Source organism: Oceanicaulis sp., from assembly GCF_965284345.1.
Lineage (GTDB): Bacteria > Pseudomonadota > Alphaproteobacteria > Caulobacterales > Maricaulaceae > Oceanicaulis > Oceanicaulis alexandrii_A.
The window spans coordinates 1,476,601-1,491,610 of sequence record NZ_OZ260073.1; the positions used below are offsets into that span (position 1 = coordinate 1,476,601).

Genomic DNA, 15,010 nt, shown 5'->3' on the forward strand with positions numbered 1-15,010 from the left:
GCAGCCCCTACAACCCGCCGCCGACGCGGTTTTTCCAATAGCCCACATCTTCGGCGTATTTGCCGACCACCTCGCCCAGCACCTGGTTGAGTTTGAGGGTGTGGAAGCTGATCCACTCGCCCTGATCGATTTCCTCGAGCGCTTTCATCGAATTGCTCAGGAAGAAGGCGTAGAGCATGGCGATCAGGATGAAGAGCACGGGGAAGACCCAGCCCAGCGCGATGATGGTGGCGAAGGGATTGAACAGGCCGAGCCCGGCGGCGAGCCCGAACAGCGCCGTCACCGCCAGGAGAAAGCCCGCCGGGACGAACAGCAGGTAATAGCTGGAGTTCCGGGTGATCTGGAACACCACATTGCGCACATAGCTCTCGATGAAGAAGACGCGCAGGGCGATCCAGTTGATGTTCAGCGTCCACAGGCGCGCTTCCGCCGAGAGCTGTTTGGAATCGCGCTCTTCGCCCACGGTGACCGATTTCGCCCGACCGATGGCGGTGCGGTAATGGTCGTTCAGCCGCGCGCAATACCGGGTCAGGAAGTTCGCCATCTCACGCGCAGTGTTGCGCTGATAGGGGCTGTATTCGGTATAGTAGAGCGCCCACATCACCAGCGCCGCCAGGACGCACGACCCGGCGCCGAACATCAGCGAATTGAGCGCGCCAGCGGTGTTTTCGCCGAACAGGTCGCCATGCAGCGGGCCGAAGGCGTCCACCACGCCCACCGCATTGAGGACGATGTTCGCCACCAGCACCAGAGTCAGGATGGACGACAGCCAGATCGACAGTCGGCGCACATTGGCGTTCATCAGTTTGCGGCTTTCGTTGAGCATGTACAAAAGCCCGTGCTCGCTATCGGCGAATTGTCGGGCGATCACCGCGCCTTCCACATCCTCAAACAGAGCGCGGGGATCGGAGACGATGGGCACGGGCGAGCCCAGAAACCGGTCGGCGAGCTCGGCATAGTCTTGCGCCAGCGTGTCGGTCATTTCCTCGGGCATGCGCATGAAACCCACGCGCACCATCATCCATTTGAAAATCAGGCCCTGACGGGAAATGAAGCTCTCTTCATGGTCAAAATCCTCACCCAGCGTGGTTTCCAGCAGGGTTTTGTGACCTGACACCGCGCCGGCCCAGGCGCCCGGACCCATTTCGCTGGCGCGGCTGGGCGAGGTTTTCTTGCCGAGCCCGAACAGGCGCAAGACAAGACGGAACGGGAAGGACAGGCCGCGCAAGAGGCCGGCGCCGAACCGAGACGCATAGCCGCGCAGGCCATAGAGCAAAAGCGCCAGAAACAATCCGGCCGTCAGCCCGGCAGCAAACCCTGTGACAGTCATCAATCCGTCCATGTCCGAGGCCCCCCTCTGAGTCCCGGCCCTGAAAGCCGAAGTTCATGGGGAGTCTAGCCGGAATTCATGACGGATGCGAGCAAAGGTTAATCGGGATTTACCCTTAGAACGGGATCCAGTTGCGCTGCCGCGAATAGGCGAGATAGCCCACATTGGCGCCCGCGCGCAGACCGACGCCCGAGCGGATCGGCGCCAGGGTGATGCCGTCGGCGCGTTGATAATTCACGCCCAGCCCCGCCACGAAATAGGCCGAACCCTCAACGCCGGGAAAGCGCTGATACAGCCGGTCCGTGTCATTGAGGCGATAGACCAGCGTGAACACGCGGCTGGCGTTGCCCCCGGCGTCAAAACCGATGCTAGGGCCTTGCCAATAGACTTTCTGCTGATCGGGGCTGCCTTTGAGGCTCAGATAACCCTCGCCATAGCGAACACCGATGCCGGCGGCGCCCGAGACTTCCTCGCCAGCGATATAGCCCACCGGGCGTCCAAGATCGGAGAACACGCGCTCCAGAGCCGAGGCGGCGGCTTCGGCGGTGACGCCAAAGAAGTCGGCGGTGACTTCCACCAGCTCTTCACGCGAATAGGTGTCGATATTGGACTGGTACTCGCTTGGCTGTCCGTAATCAGGATCGTCCGCACGCGAAGCGGTCTGCGTCCCGTCCATGCTCGCACAGGCGCCGAGCGCCAGCGCCAAGGCTGTCGTGGTGAGTGTGGAAATGAGCGATCGTGTCATCATGGTGCGCCTGCCTTGTCTGACCGGTTTCATGCGCCGGACGCTGAACGTCAATTAGGGCCTCGGTGAGGCGAAAGGGTAAACGCTGCGTAAACACGCGGCCCGGAGGCTGGCTTTACTGCCAATAAGCTTGGCGCGGAGGCTTGCCAGTGCTAACTCCCGCGGCATGAGCACAGATCCGTCCCTGATCCGAAATTTCTCCATCGTCGCGCACATCGACCACGGTAAATCCACCCTGGCCGATCGCCTGATCCAGCACACTGGCGGTTTGACCAACCGCGAGATGAAGGAACAGGTGCTCGACAATATGGAGCTCGAGCGCGAACGCGGCATCACCATCAAGGCGCAGACCGTGCGTCTGAGCTATACCGCCAAGGATGGTCAGACCTACGCGCTGAACCTGATCGACACGCCCGGCCATGTGGACTTCGCCTATGAAGTCAGTCGCTCGCTGTACGCCTGTGAAGGTGCGCTGCTGGTGGTGGACGCCGCCCAGGGCGTCGAGGCCCAGACGCTGGCGAATGTCTACGCCGCTATTGATGTGGATCTCGAGATCGTGCCGGTCCTCAACAAGATCGACCTGCCCGCGGCGGAACCCGATCGCGTGAAAGCCCAGATCGAGGATGTGATCGGCATCGACGCGTCTGACGCTATCGAGATTTCGGCCAAAACCGGCCTTGGGATCGAGGATGTGCTCGAAGCCGTCGTCACCCGCTTGCCGGCGCCCAAGGCCGGAGACCCGACCGCGCCCTTGAAGGCGCTGCTGGTGGACAGCTGGTATGACCCGTATCTGGGCGTGATCTGCCTGGTGCGGATCATCGAAGGCACGCTGAAAAAGGGCATGCGCGTGCGCCTGATGGGCGCCGAGGCGAGCTATGGCGTGGACGGGGTGGGCGTGTTCACCCCCGCCAAGGAAAACCGCGATGCGCTGGGACCGGGCGAGATCGGCTTTCTGAACGCCTCGATCAAGCAGGTGCGCGATGCGCGCGTGGGCGACACCATCACCGAGGAAAAACGCCCCACCGACTCCATGCTGCCGGGCTTTGAGCCGGCGGTGCCGGTGGTGTTCTGCGGCCTGTTCCCGGTGGATGCGGCCGATTTTGAAGACCTGCGAGACGCGGTGGAGCGCCTGGCGCTCAATGACGCTTCCTTCAGCTATGAGATGGAGACGTCGGCGGCTTTGGGCTTTGGCTTCCGTTGCGGCTTCCTGGGGCTTTTGCACCTTGAGGTCATTCGCGAGCGGCTTGAGCGCGAATACAATGTGGACCTCATCACCACCGCGCCGTCGGTGGTCTACAAGATCAAGATGACCGACGGCTCCGAGATCGACATGCACAACCCGGCCGACATGCCGGATGTGGTGAAGATCGACAATATTTCAGAGCCCTGGATCAAGGCGACGATCCTGGTGCCCGACGAATATCTCGGCGGCGTGCTCAAGCTCTGTCAGGATCGCCGCGGCATACAGCTCGAGCTGACCTATGCCGGCTCGCGCGCCATGCTGGTCTATGAACTGCCGCTCAACGAGGTGGTGTTTGATTTCTATGACCGGCTCAAATCGGTCACCAAAGGCTATGCCAGCTTTGACTACCAGTTCATCGAGCATCGCGAGGAAGACCTCGTGAAAATGTCGATCCTCGTGAATGAAGAGCCGGTGGACGCCCTGTCGATGATCGTGCACCGCTCGCGCGCCGACATGCGCGGCCGCGCCATGTGCGAGAAGCTCAAGGAGCTGATCCCGCGGCACATGTTCAAGATCCCGATCCAGGCGGCTATCGGCGGACGCGTGATCGCTCGCGAAACCCTGTCGGCCATGCGCAAGGATGTGACCGCCAAATGCTATGGCGGCGACGCCACCCGCAAGCGCAAGCTTCTGGACAAGCAAAAGGCCGGTAAGAAGAAGATGCGCCAGTACGGCAATGTCGAAATCCCGCAGGAAGCCTTCATCGCGGCCCTGAAGATGGACGACGATTAGAGCGCGAGCGCTTTATATTGCTAAATCTAGCGGCAAATCTGAAATATCACGCAATCTTCGACCATTTATCATAATATCCAACAAGAGGAGTGCGTCATCTAATCCAGCCAATACAATGGCTTCTCTGAGTTCTTTAAGGGCTATGTGATAAACGCAATCCAGATCGCCGGTCCCTAAAGCTATAGACGCAATCCTAGCGGGAGTAGGTTCTGCAGTAATTACTGCAATTCCGGGCAATCTACCTTTACGATTCCTAATAAGGTTAAGCCCTTCAGATCGAGAGTTTTGTGCCCGATCACTGCGTATTGTCCATTTGCAGCTTATAGAGGCATGCATAATCTTTTTTGAGTTATTTTGAGCCCGGATAGGGCTGTATAGACCATGTTGTTTATCGATTACATTATGTGTCGCGTTGATGAAAACGTCACTTTCTGGGGCGCGTGAAACAATGATATCTGGCTTAATAAGATAATCAGAACCTAGCGCTGCCCTAACGGCAGGCTTATCTTTGATAAGCGCATCAAGCTCATCAAGATGACCATACTGATCAAAGTTGCTTATGAGGCCTCCTTTGACAACATCGAATGAGCCTGGTCGAATAGTACCTAGGTGGGTGAAAGTATCACGCACAAAGGTCGCGCATATATCTTCAAATATCGATCCAGCTGTCTGGCCTTTAATCTTACTAGGGATAGTTTTAGGGTCACCTAATTTGTTAATTAAGTTCCTTGATATTGCTATGCTTGCTCTATTTTTGTTGTCGGCGATGCTGGGAATCTCATCCCCTGAGATGGTGAGAATTTTATCTAGTAGAGATTTGTGAAAATCGGACCGTGCTTTGGAAATAATTGACATCTAAGCAACCGTTCTAACTTGAAAGACTCGATTCGTTGCCATTAATGCATTGCTGAGATTAGTCGCAACCGCCCGTGCAACGGGTGGTGGGAAGGCATTCCCGACTTGCCTATATGCGGCTGTTTTCTTGCCTGAAAACTTCCAGTGGTCAGGGAAGCCTTGGATTCGTGCGACCATAGGAACGGTAAGGCGCGGCATGCCTGTGAAATCTCTATCCGGGGCTTCGGGCGCAATTGTCTTGCCGTTTACGCCTAAAGCTTCCCAGGCTCTTTTTGCGCGAGTAGGGCCTAAGTCAGGGCCGCCATGCTTTTTTGATCCACCAACAATCGTGGGAGCAATACTGTCGGCTTTTTGCGCCCAATCATGTGCGCCCGGCCAACCATTCTCGGCCATAAGATCAATCAGGGTCTCGCCAACGGTTGGCGGTTCGTGCGTAATTGGGTCTGGCCATTTGAAGTGCTCTGCGAAAGCATGGCGTATAGCAACAATTACCACACGCGGCCTAAGCTGAGGTACTCCGAATGACGATGCATTCAGAAGTTCCCAGTCAGTTTTATAACCAAGTGCATGAAGCTTGGCTCTGAGCTCTTCGCGGTAATCTTCAAAAACTGGCCCTAGAAATCCGCGCACATTTTCAATCATTACCGCGCCAGGGCGGATTTCATCGATAATGCCGAGTGCGGCTGGGAAGAGATTACGTTCGTCGCGTTCACCAAGTTGCTTTCCAGCTACTGAGAAGGGCGGGCAAGGCAGGCCGCCAGCAACGATGTCTACACCTTTGTAGGCTGAGGCATTAAAGTCTTTGATGTCACCTTCCCAAACATTCCATTCGGGACGGTTCAGCCTCAAGGTTGCACATGCGTCCTTGTCAATCTCAGCGACGCATTCATGTGCAAAGCCCGCTTGTTCCAAGCCTAAAGCTTGGCCGCCAGCACCGGCGCAGAGCTCCACAGAACTCAGCATATTTGACATTGGATGATCTGCGTGACGCGACATTTGGTGCCTCCTCAGAATCTTAAACACTATATCAAGTGCAGACTCATCCCAAACGAACAAAAGAAGAACATACTTGTTATTCACATCAGAAGTCAATCTGACCATACGAAAAAGCCCCGGCCATTGGCCGGGGCTTTTTGCATTCAGGACCGGATATCGGCGCTACTGACCGTCACCCTCAGACGCCTCGGTTTCACCCTCGCCGCCCATTTCATGACGGTCATGGCCCATCGCGCCCATTTCCGGGTCAAGCTCCGGGGCGGTGTCGCGCACGGGGAGGGTGATGGCGAGGGTTTCGCCGTCGGCGAACTCAAGCGTCAGAGCCATCTCGCCGTCTTCGAGCTCAGCCGGGTTGACGCCGAAGATCATCAGATGGTCGCCGCCGGGGGCGAGGCTCGCCGCGCCGCCCGCGGGAATGTCGATGGCGTCCACATGGCGCATGCGCATCACCGCGCCGTCCATGGCCATGGTGTGCAGCTCGATGGCGTCCGCTTCCTCGGTCGTCGCACCCACAAGTTGGCCGCCGGGCGCGCCAGCGGTCAGGGTGACAAAGCCTGCGGTGACGTCGCGTCCGCCCAGAGGCGCACGCACCCAGCCTTCAATGACGGCGTAATCAGCGGGTTCGGTGCTCGCCGGCGCCTGTTCGGCGGGCGAGCAGGCGGCGAGGGTCAGAACGCTGAAGGGGGCGAGGGCGTAGAGGGCGCGTTTGAGCATGTCATCTCTCCATATGAGACGGGCGACGCCCGTGGCGCCGCCCGAAACCGGTCGTATTCAGATTTGGCGCGTGGCGCGCCTTGGCGCAAGCGTGCAGCCTGCGGCGTTTACGCGCCCCAATAGCCGATCAGTTTTTTGACTTCCGCCATGACCGGCTGGGCGGCGGCGCGGGCGCGCTCGGCGCCGTCTCTCAGTACGGCGTCGATTTCCGCTTTATCATCAAGCAGTCGGGCGTATTCCTCGCTCACCGGTGCGATGTATTCCACGGCCGCTTCAGCCAGTTTCGGTTTGAACGCGCCAAAGCCTTCCCCGCCGAACTCGCCCAGAACCTCGGCCACGGAGGCGCCGGTCAGCGCGGCGTAGAGACCCACAAGGTTCTTCGCTTCCGGGCGATCTGCGAGCCCCTCAGCGGTGTCGGGCAGGGGTTCGGGATCGGTTTTGGCTTTCTTGATCTTGCGGGCGATCGTGTCGGCGTCATCGTGCAGATTGATCCGGGCGTTGTCGCTCGGGTCGGATTTCGACATCTTCTTCGTGCCGTCCTTGAGCGACATGACACGCGCGCCAGTCGGCAGGATCACGGGTTCGGGCTGGGGCAGGATGATCTGGTCGTCGCCGAAATCGCGGTTAAACCGTGCGGCGATGTCGCGCGACAGCTCCAGATGTTGTTTCTGGTCGTCGCCCACGGGCACATGGGTCGCCTTGTAGACCAGGATGTCCGCCGCCATCAGCACCGGATAGGTGAACAGGCCCACGCTGGCGCGCTCGGCGTCCTTGCCCGACCCGGCCTTGTCCTTGAACTGGGTCATGCGCTCCATCCAGCCCATGCGGGCGACGCACTGGAGCACCCAGCTCAGTTCGGCATGTTCGGGCACGGCGGACTGGGCGAAAATGGCGCTGCGCTTGGGATCGACGCCGGCGGCGATATAGGCGGCCGCCACGCCGCGCACCCGGTCAGGCAGCACGGAGGGGTCGTACTCCACCGTCATGGCGTGCATGTCCACCGCGCAGAAGAAACATTCTTTGCCGCTATCCTGCATGGGCACCCAATTCTTCAGCGCGCCCAGATAATTGCCCAGATGCAGGCCGCCAGTGGGCTGCATGCCGGACAGAATACGTTCGGGGCCGGAATAGACAGGCGTCGCGTCAGTCATGGGTTTTCGCTCGGGACAAAGGGTCAGGAAGGCTGTGTCTTAAAGGGCGTGGGGCCGGGCCTCAAGCACCTGTACCGTCTTTGGTCTGATCCTCGACGGACGGCGCCGGGGCTCGCTTGAGCGCGCCCAGTAATTCCTGCGGTCTCAATCCGCCCAAGGCCAGCGTGCTGACGCCGAAGACAAGCAGACCGTAGAGCACGAGCAGCCCCATCCAGACGAGGGCGATCAACGGTGTCGGGAGCCAGGCGTTTATTGCGGCCAGAATGGGCGCTTCAGCCAGCTCGACGAGCGCACACAACGCCCCCATCATCACCAGACAGGCCAGAATGATGCGCGGCAAACGCTGCGTGAGACGGGCGTCCGGCATGAATTGTCGGCGGCGGATCAAGGTGAAACCCAGAAGTACGGCGTTGACCCATCCCGCCAATGTTGTGGCGAGCGCCAGTCCTGCATAGCCCAGGGGACCAAAGAACAGCACAACGCCGACGATCATGTTCACCGCCATCGAAGCGGCGGCGAACTTCATCGGGGTGAGCGTATCTTCGCGGGCGAAAAAGCCGGGCGAAAAGACCTTGATCAGCACAAAGGCCGGAAGTCCGGCCGCATAAATGGCGAGCGCCAGCGCGGTGCGCGCCGTGTCAGATTCCTCAAAGGCGCCGCGCTGAAACAGGCCCGCCACCACGGCGTCCGGGATCACCAGCAGAGCGGCGGCGGCGGGCAGGGTCAGCGCCATGGAAATCTCGATCGCCCGGTTCTGGCCGCCCATGGCGCCCGCGTCATCCCCAGCGCGCAGCCGTTTGGACAGGGCGGGCAACAGCGCGACGCCCATAGCGATGCCGATGACGCCCAGCGGCAGCTGATACAGGCGCTCGGCATAGTAGATCCAGGACCGCGCACCCTCTTGAAGAGTCGCAATGGACCCTGACACAAGCTGGTTGATATGGGTCACCCCCGCCGCCGCCGCGCCGGGTACGCCGAGCACGATCAGGCGCTTCACGCCCGAGGTCAGCCGTGGGGCCTGAAAGGTCAGTTTGATGCCCGCTCGCCGGGAGGCCCAGTACAGCCAGGCGGTTTGCAGCACGCCCGATAGGGTGACGCCCGCTGACAGCCAGAGCGCCAGATCTTCCCGAGACCCCGGCGCCGCCAGAAGCGTGCTGATCAAGACGACATTTAAAAGGATCGGCGCCGCGGCGGCGGTGGCGAAGCGGGCATGGGTGTTCAGCGCGCCTGAGATCATCGCCGCCATCGACATGCACAGCAGGTAGGGCATGGTGATCTGGGTCATCAGCACGGCGAAGCCGAACAGACCGGGATCGCTGATAAATCCCGGTCCCAGAAGATACATGAGCCAGGGCATGAATATCTGGGCGAGGACGACCAGCGCCATGACCGAAAGAGTTAGAACCGACAGGACTTCAGAGGCGAACCGGTCGGCTTCTTCAGCGCCTTCGCCCTCCAGCCGGCGCGCATAGAGCGGGATGAAGGCGGAATTGAACGCGCCTTCGGCGAAGATGCGCCGGAAGAGATTGGGGAAGGTCAGGGCGACGAAAAAGGCGTCGGTCAAGGGGCCAGCGCCCAGACGGGCGGCCAGCAGTATGTCTCGCGCCACCCCGAAGAACCGGCTGAGCAGGGTGAAGCCGCCAACAACAGCAGAGGAGCGCAGCAATCGCATCCTCTAGCGCCCTGCGCTGGCGGGGGTGGCGACCAGGCCCTGTTTGGCGCGGTGCATGGCGACGGCGTCTTCGGCGTCGGAGAGAACGTTCATCAATTGCACCTTGATGCCCACAAGCCGGGCGTCGCCAGAGGGTTTGCCGCCTTTCTCGGTGACGTAGAAGGTGTCGACGGCGCGTTCTCCATAGCCGTCAATGCGCGCCGCCTCCAGCGACAATCCGATATCAGACAGGGTTTTGGCGAGCGCATGCAGAAGGCCGGGGCGATCGCGGCCCGTCGCTTCGATAACAAGGGCGGTGTCGGACGCTTCCAGATCAAGATTGACGGATGGCGTCACGGTGAACGCCGCTTCGCGTCGGCGCAAAGGTTTCAGGGCCGCCAGCGCATCGTCTTCAGGGAGGCCATGCTCTGCGGCGTCTTGGACGCTGTCTCGCAACCGGTCCTGAATATAGCTGTCTGACCAGCCAAAGGGGCGTCCGCCCTGTTCCTGAACGTAAAACACGTCGAAGGCGCGCCCGTCGGATGTGGTGGTCACTTGCGCGCCCACCACATTGGCGCCCTGCTTGGACAACGCCCCGGCGATATCGGCGAACAGGCCGTGCCGGTCAGGCGTCAGCACCATGACTTCGGTCGCCGAGCGGCGCTTGTCAGTGCGCACGCCGACGCTGGTCGCCTGTCCGCGTTCAAAGGCGGCGCGGGCAAAGGCGGCGTGGCGGAAGCGATCATCCTCGCCAAAGGCCAGCCAGTAGGAGTGATCGAGCACTTCGGTCCAGATCTGTGTGAACTCCGGATCAATGCGGGAGAGCGCCTCTTGGAAATGATTGCGGGCGAGTGCGGCGCGTTCCTCCAGCCGGGCGCGCGCCTCGGCTTCGTCACGCCGTTCGCCGCCGCGCAGGACTGCGGCGGTCGCCTGATAAAGGTCGCGCAGCAGCTGGGCCTTCCAGCCATTCCAGACGCCTGGACCCACCGCGCGAATATCGACCACGGTCAGGATGGTGAGAAGATTCAGCCGGTCCATCGTGCCGACCTTTTGCGCAAAATCGAGCACGGTGCGAGGGTCTGACAGATCGCGACGCTGGGCCACATCGCTCATCTCGAGATGGTTCTCGATCAGCCAGGCGACGAGATCAGTCTCATGATCATCCAGCCCCAGACGCGGACAGACCTGGCGGGCGTTTTCGCCGCCCTCCACGCACTGATCGCCCTTGCCCTTTCCGGTGTCGTGCAACAGGACCGCGAGATGCAGCGCCCGGCGATGCAGGATTTCCGGCGCCAGCTTGGAGGCGAGCGGATGGTCGGCGTTGAGCTTGCCTTGTTCGAGCAAACGCAGCAGGCCCAGCGCATTCAGCGTGTGCTCATCCACGGTGAAGCGGTGATACATGTTGAACTGGGTGCGAGCGACAATGTCGCCGAACTCGGGAATATACGCGCCCAAGAGTCCCGCTTCGGTCATGGCGCGCAGGATGATGCGCGGATCATCCGCGTCCATCAGCACCGCAAAAAAGCTGCGCGCGGCGCGCGGATCGGTGCGGAAGCGATCATCAATCTGGCGCAGGCCGCGACTGATGGCGGCGACGGCGTCGGGGTGCAGATCCAGATGACGCGCGGCGGCCTTTTCAAACAGGCGCAGCATCATCACCGGATCGGTTTCCGGCGCTTGCGGATCGGCGAAATCAAGCCGCCCGGCATGCAGAGTGAAGCCGCGTTCCGCCAGCTCGGTCTCGCTGGCGCTGCCGTCGGCGGGCAGGAAGCGGCCGCCGGGCGGGTCCTTGAGTTCTTCAGCTTCCAGCTTGGCGCAGACCAGACGGGTCAGCGCGCCCACATCGATCGCTTTAAGAAAATAGCTGCGCATGAAAGCTTCCACGCCCAGCTGGTCGTCAGTGTCTTCAAACCCCATGTGGCGGGCGATTTCAGGCTGCAGATCAAAGGTCAGCCGGTCATCCTTGCGCCCGGCCAGGGCATGCAGGTGAAAGCGCACAGTCCAGAAGAAATCCGCCGCGCTGAGATAGCGTTTCACATCGTCGATGGAGAACAGGCCCGCCACCACCCAGCGTTCCAGCGCATCGTCTCCGTAAAGGATTTGCGCGAGCCAGCGCAGGGTTTGCAGGTCGCGCAGCGCGCCCTTGCCGTCCTTGATATTGGGCTCGACCGCATAGCGGCTGTCGCCCTGGCGATCCACGCGTTCATCGCGTTCAGCCAGCTTGGCGGCGGCGAATTCGGCGTCGTTCTTGATGCGGATGTCTTCATCGAAGCGCGTATGCATCTGGCGAACCAGACGGATATCGCCCGAGACGGAGCGCAGATCGAGCAGGGCCGTGCGTTCAGACAGATCGTCCTGGGCGAGCGCGATGGCTTCATCGAGCGTGCGCACAGCCCCGCCGCCGATCTGCAGGCCGCTATCCCAGATCGCGTACTGGGTCTGTTCGATGATCGCCTGGGCGAAATCAGGCGGCGTATCCGAGGTGAGAAACACCAGATCGATATCTGATTGCGGCGCCAGCTCCCCCGCGCCATAGCCGCCCAGCGCGCACAGGGCGAGACCGTCCAGAGGATCGTCGGTGTAATCAGAGGTGATGGAATCAAACAGGGCGCGCAAAGCCGCGTTCATCACGCCCGACCAGGTGCGCGCCGCCTCCAGCCCGCCTTCGGGGCCAGTGAGGCGCGTCCGGGCCAGCGCCCGGCCCTTCTCGAGATAACGCTTGAGCCGGGTCATCGCCAACTGGCGATTGGCGGGCTTGTCCCAGCCGTCGCGGGTGGCGGCGGACAGTTCGGCGCGCAAGCGCAGCCCATCAAGACTGGCGGGGAGGGTTGTGGGTCTCATGGCGTTGATTCTACGCGAGCGCGGCTGGCGCGTCAGCCAGAGTTTTGGCTCAAGGCTTTCAGCGCATACAGCACGTCCAGTGCTTCGCGCGGCGTCAGGCTGTCCGGATCAATCTCTTTCAAGCGCTCATCGCTGGCGCTGGGCCGGGATTCGGGTTCCGGGGCGAGGCTTGAGAAGAGCGGCAGGTCCGCAAGCGCTGCGGCTGGCGCGTCATCGCTTTCCAGCCGCTTGAGAATGTCCGTCGCGCGTTTCACCGCCGCTTGGGGCAGGCCGGCGCGTTTGGCGACCTCCACCCCGTAGGACCGGTCGGCGGGGCCTTTTTGCACTTCGTGAAGGAAGATCAGATCGCCCTTCCATTCCTTGGCCTTGAGCGAGCAATTGCCCGCCGCGTCCAGCTCGTCGGCCAGACGGGTCAGTTCATGGTAATGGGTGGCGAACAACGCCCGGCTCTGATTGACCGCGTGCAGATGTTCCACCGCAGACCAGGCGATGGACAGGCCGTCAAAGGTCGCGGTGCCGCGCCCGATCTCATCCAGGATCACCAAAGCGCGCGGCCCGGCCTGATTGAGAATGGCGGCGGTCTCGATCATTTCCGCCATGAAGGTCGAGCGGCCGCGCGACAGGTCATCCGCAGCCCCGACGCGCGAGAAGAGCCGATCCACCAGCCCGATGCGCGCCGATTTTGCGGGCACATACAGCCCCGCTTGCGCCAGGATCGCCATCAGCGCGTTCTGGCGCAGAAAAGTCGATTTACCCGCCATGTTCGGTCCGGTGACCAGCATCAGGCGCGGATGATCCCCGCCAGCGCCGTTCAGATGACAGCCATTGGGGGTGAAGCGCCCTTCGCCGGAGCGTTCCAGCGCGCGTTCGACGACGGGGTGTTTGCCGCCCTCGATATCAAAGGCGAGGCTGTCATCCACATGGGGGCGCTCCGCGCCGGTTTCCTCGGCCCAATGGGCTGTGGCGGCGGCCACATCAAGACCCGCCAGCGCTTCGGCCGCACGCCGGATGGGCGCATCCAGCGCTTCGATCCGCGTGCGGAACGCGTCAAAGATCTCAAGCTCCATCGCCAGGGCGCGCTCGCCCGCCTGAGCGATTTTCGCTTCCAGCTCGCCCAGCTCCGGCGTGGAGAAGCGCACCGCGTTCGCCATGGTCTGGCGGTGGATGAAGGCCTGATCCCCCATCAGGGCGTCGGCGTTCTTCGCGCTGACCTCGATGAAATAGCCCAGCACATTGTTGTGTTTGACCTTCAGCGCGCTAACGCCTGACTGCTCGGCATAGGTCGCCTGAAGCCCGGCCACCACCCGGCGCGATTCATCACGAAGGCCGCGCGCTTCATCGAGCGCCGGGGTCCAGCCTGGCGCGACAAAACCGCCATCGCGCGCCAGCAGCGGCGGTTCTGCGACGAGAGCTTGCTGGGTCTCCTGCACCAGGCGCGCCAGTTCGGGGTTTTGCGCCAGCGACAGGGCGTCGAGCGCGCGGTTGATCGGCGCCGGCGGGGCGTTCAGCGGGTCCTTGGCGAAGCCCGCGATCAGTTTTTCGCCTTCTTTCAGGGCCCGGCTCAGTTGCGCCAGATCCCGTGGTCCGCCGCGCCCTAAAAGCAATCGCGACAGGCAGCGCGCCGGATCACCCGCAGCCTTTAGCCGCTCGCGCGTCTGTTCGCGCAAGGCGCGGTTCTCCAAGAAGAAGTGCGCCGCGTCGAGCCGATCCTGGATTTCAGCCAGGTTCATCGACGGCCGCGCCAGCCGGTCCGCCAGAAGCCTGGCGCCGGGCGCGGTCAGGGTGCGGTCGATGGCGTCGATCAAAGAGCCCTTGCGCGACCCCTGAAGCGTGCGGTCGATCTCAAGGCTCATCCGGGCCGCAGGATCGATCACCATGGCGGCGCCGGACGGCAGGCTGAGCGGCGGGCGCAGACGCGCCGGCGCGCCCGCTTGCGACAGCTCGAGATAATCCAAAAGCGCGCCCAGCGCGGACAGCTCAGCCTTGGTGAAGGCGCCAAACCCATCAAGGCTTTGCACATTGAAACGTTGTTTGAGGCGGCGCTCCCCCGCGCCAGAATCAAACTTGGCGCGGGCGCGCGGCGTGATCACTGCATGCGGCGCCAGCTCAGACGCCAGCTTGCCGTCCTCGTCACAGCACAAAACTTCAGACGGGTTCAGCGCCGCCAGTTCCGCTTCCAGCCCGTCATTGCCGACGCGCATGCTGGCGAATTCACCATCTGACACATCCGCCCAGGACAGGGCGCACTCGCCGGTGGCGAGACGGGCGATGGCGGCGATGCGATTGGCGGCGCGCGCTTCTAACAGATCATCCTCGGTCAGTGTGCCGGGGGTGACGATGCGCGTGATGCCGCGCTTCACCACAGATTTCGCGCCGCGCTTTTTGGCTTCGGCGGGATCTTCCATCTGCTCGCCGACGGCGACCTTGAAGCCCGCCTTGATCAGCCGCGACAGATAGACGGGGGCGTTATGGACGGGCACGCCGCACATGGGCACGGGTTCGCCCTGGTGCTCGCCGCGCTTGGTCAGGGCGATGTCGAGCGCTTCGGAGGCGCGCACGGCGTCATCAAAGAACAGCTCGTAAAAATCGCCCATGCGGTAGAACAGCAGAGCGTCGAGCGGCGCTTCGGCGCGCAGCTCCAAAAACTGCACCATCATCGGCGTCCCGCCCTCTGGGGTCGGGAAAGCGCGGGCGTTCAGGGCGGTCGGATCGGCGTGTGACGTCATGGGCGCAAGGTAACCGCGCCGTCGCC

Annotated in this window: 10 protein-coding genes; 1 reads left to right on the forward strand and 9 read right to left on the reverse strand. The window is 61.9% G+C overall.

The genetic code is table 11. The features are described from left to right. Positions 1-7: 7 nt before the first annotated feature. Entirely contained in the window at positions 8-1,342 is a 1,335-nt protein-coding gene (locus tag ACQ66J_RS07370) for a hypothetical protein (RefSeq protein ID WP_430431095.1), read from the reverse strand. A 103-nt stretch (positions 1,343-1,445) separates the two neighbouring features. Next, entirely contained in the window at positions 1,446-2,078 is a 633-nt protein-coding gene (locus ACQ66J_RS07375) for a DUF1134 domain-containing protein (RefSeq protein WP_430431096.1), read from the reverse strand. A gap of 163 nt (positions 2,079-2,241) precedes the next feature. On the opposite strand from ACQ66J_RS07375, the gene lepA reads away from it, so the two are divergent. Next, a complete protein-coding gene (lepA, locus tag ACQ66J_RS07380) occupies positions 2,242-4,050 on the forward strand; it encodes a translation elongation factor 4 (protein ID WP_430431097.1) in 1,809 nt (602 codons plus the stop codon). Between the two features lie 12 nt (positions 4,051-4,062). Here the strand turns inward: lepA and ACQ66J_RS07385 are convergent, their stop codons facing one another. The 7 genes from ACQ66J_RS07385 to mutS form a co-directional block, all read right to left on the reverse strand. Beyond that, positions 4,063-4,905 carry an NgoMIV family type II restriction endonuclease gene (locus tag ACQ66J_RS07385; RefSeq protein WP_430431098.1) on the reverse strand — a complete coding sequence of 281 codons (843 nt, stop codon included), beginning with the start codon at positions 4,903-4,905 and terminating at the stop codon, positions 4,063-4,065. Beyond that, a complete protein-coding gene (locus ACQ66J_RS07390) occupies positions 4,906-5,868 on the reverse strand; it encodes a DNA cytosine methyltransferase (RefSeq protein ID WP_430432239.1) in 963 nt (320 codons plus the stop codon). It lies immediately after the preceding gene. Between the two features lie 195 nt (positions 5,869-6,063). After that, on the reverse strand, positions 6,064-6,615 hold the full coding sequence (locus ACQ66J_RS07395) for a copper chaperone PCu(A)C (RefSeq protein WP_430431099.1): 552 nt from the start codon (positions 6,613-6,615) through the stop codon (positions 6,064-6,066). 107 nt (positions 6,616-6,722) lie between these two features. Next, positions 6,723-7,766, reverse strand: a complete 1,044-nt coding sequence (gene trpS / locus ACQ66J_RS07400) for a tryptophan--tRNA ligase (RefSeq protein ID WP_430431100.1) — start codon at positions 7,764-7,766, stop codon at positions 6,723-6,725. Positions 7,767-7,827: 61 nt separating this feature from the next. Beyond that, positions 7,828-9,438: a murein biosynthesis integral membrane protein MurJ gene (murJ, locus tag ACQ66J_RS07405; protein ID WP_430431101.1), complete on the reverse strand. Its 1,611-nt coding sequence runs from the start codon at positions 9,436-9,438 to the stop codon at positions 7,828-7,830. Between the two features lie 3 nt (positions 9,439-9,441). Beyond that, entirely contained in the window at positions 9,442-12,258 is a 2,817-nt protein-coding gene (locus tag ACQ66J_RS07410; protein WP_430431102.1) for a [protein-PII] uridylyltransferase, read from the reverse strand. A gap of 32 nt (positions 12,259-12,290) precedes the next feature. After that, positions 12,291-14,957, reverse strand: coding sequence for a DNA mismatch repair protein MutS (mutS, locus tag ACQ66J_RS07415; RefSeq protein ID WP_430432240.1), 2,667 nt, complete (start codon positions 14,955-14,957; stop codon positions 12,291-12,293). Positions 14,958-15,010 lie beyond the last annotated feature (53 nt).

What these genes read in the sequence shown, in the direction of transcription:
- ACQ66J_RS07370 (WP_430431095.1), bottom strand. Translation starts at nt 1,342, where the DNA reads ATGGACGGATTGATGACTGTCACAGGGTTTGCTGCCGGGCTGACGGCC.
- ACQ66J_RS07375 (WP_430431096.1), bottom strand. Translation starts at nt 2,078, where the DNA reads ATGATGACACGATCGCTCATTTCCACACTCACCACGACAGCCTTGGCG.
- lepA (WP_430431097.1), top strand. Translation starts at nt 2,242, where the DNA reads ATGAGCACAGATCCGTCCCTGATCCGAAATTTCTCCATCGTCGCGCAC.
- ACQ66J_RS07385 (WP_430431098.1), bottom strand. Translation starts at nt 4,905, where the DNA reads ATGTCAATTATTTCCAAAGCACGGTCCGATTTTCACAAATCTCTACTA.
- ACQ66J_RS07390 (WP_430432239.1), bottom strand. Translation starts at nt 5,868, where the DNA reads ATGCTGAGTTCTGTGGAGCTCTGCGCCGGTGCTGGCGGCCAAGCTTTA.
- ACQ66J_RS07395 (WP_430431099.1), bottom strand. Translation starts at nt 6,615, where the DNA reads ATGCTCAAACGCGCCCTCTACGCCCTCGCCCCCTTCAGCGTTCTGACC.
- trpS (WP_430431100.1), bottom strand. Translation starts at nt 7,766, where the DNA reads ATGACTGACGCGACGCCTGTCTATTCCGGCCCCGAACGTATTCTGTCC.
- murJ (WP_430431101.1), bottom strand. Translation starts at nt 9,438, where the DNA reads ATGCGATTGCTGCGCTCCTCTGCTGTTGTTGGCGGCTTCACCCTGCTC.
- ACQ66J_RS07410 (WP_430431102.1), bottom strand. Translation starts at nt 12,258, where the DNA reads ATGAGACCCACAACCCTCCCCGCCAGTCTTGATGGGCTGCGCTTGCGC.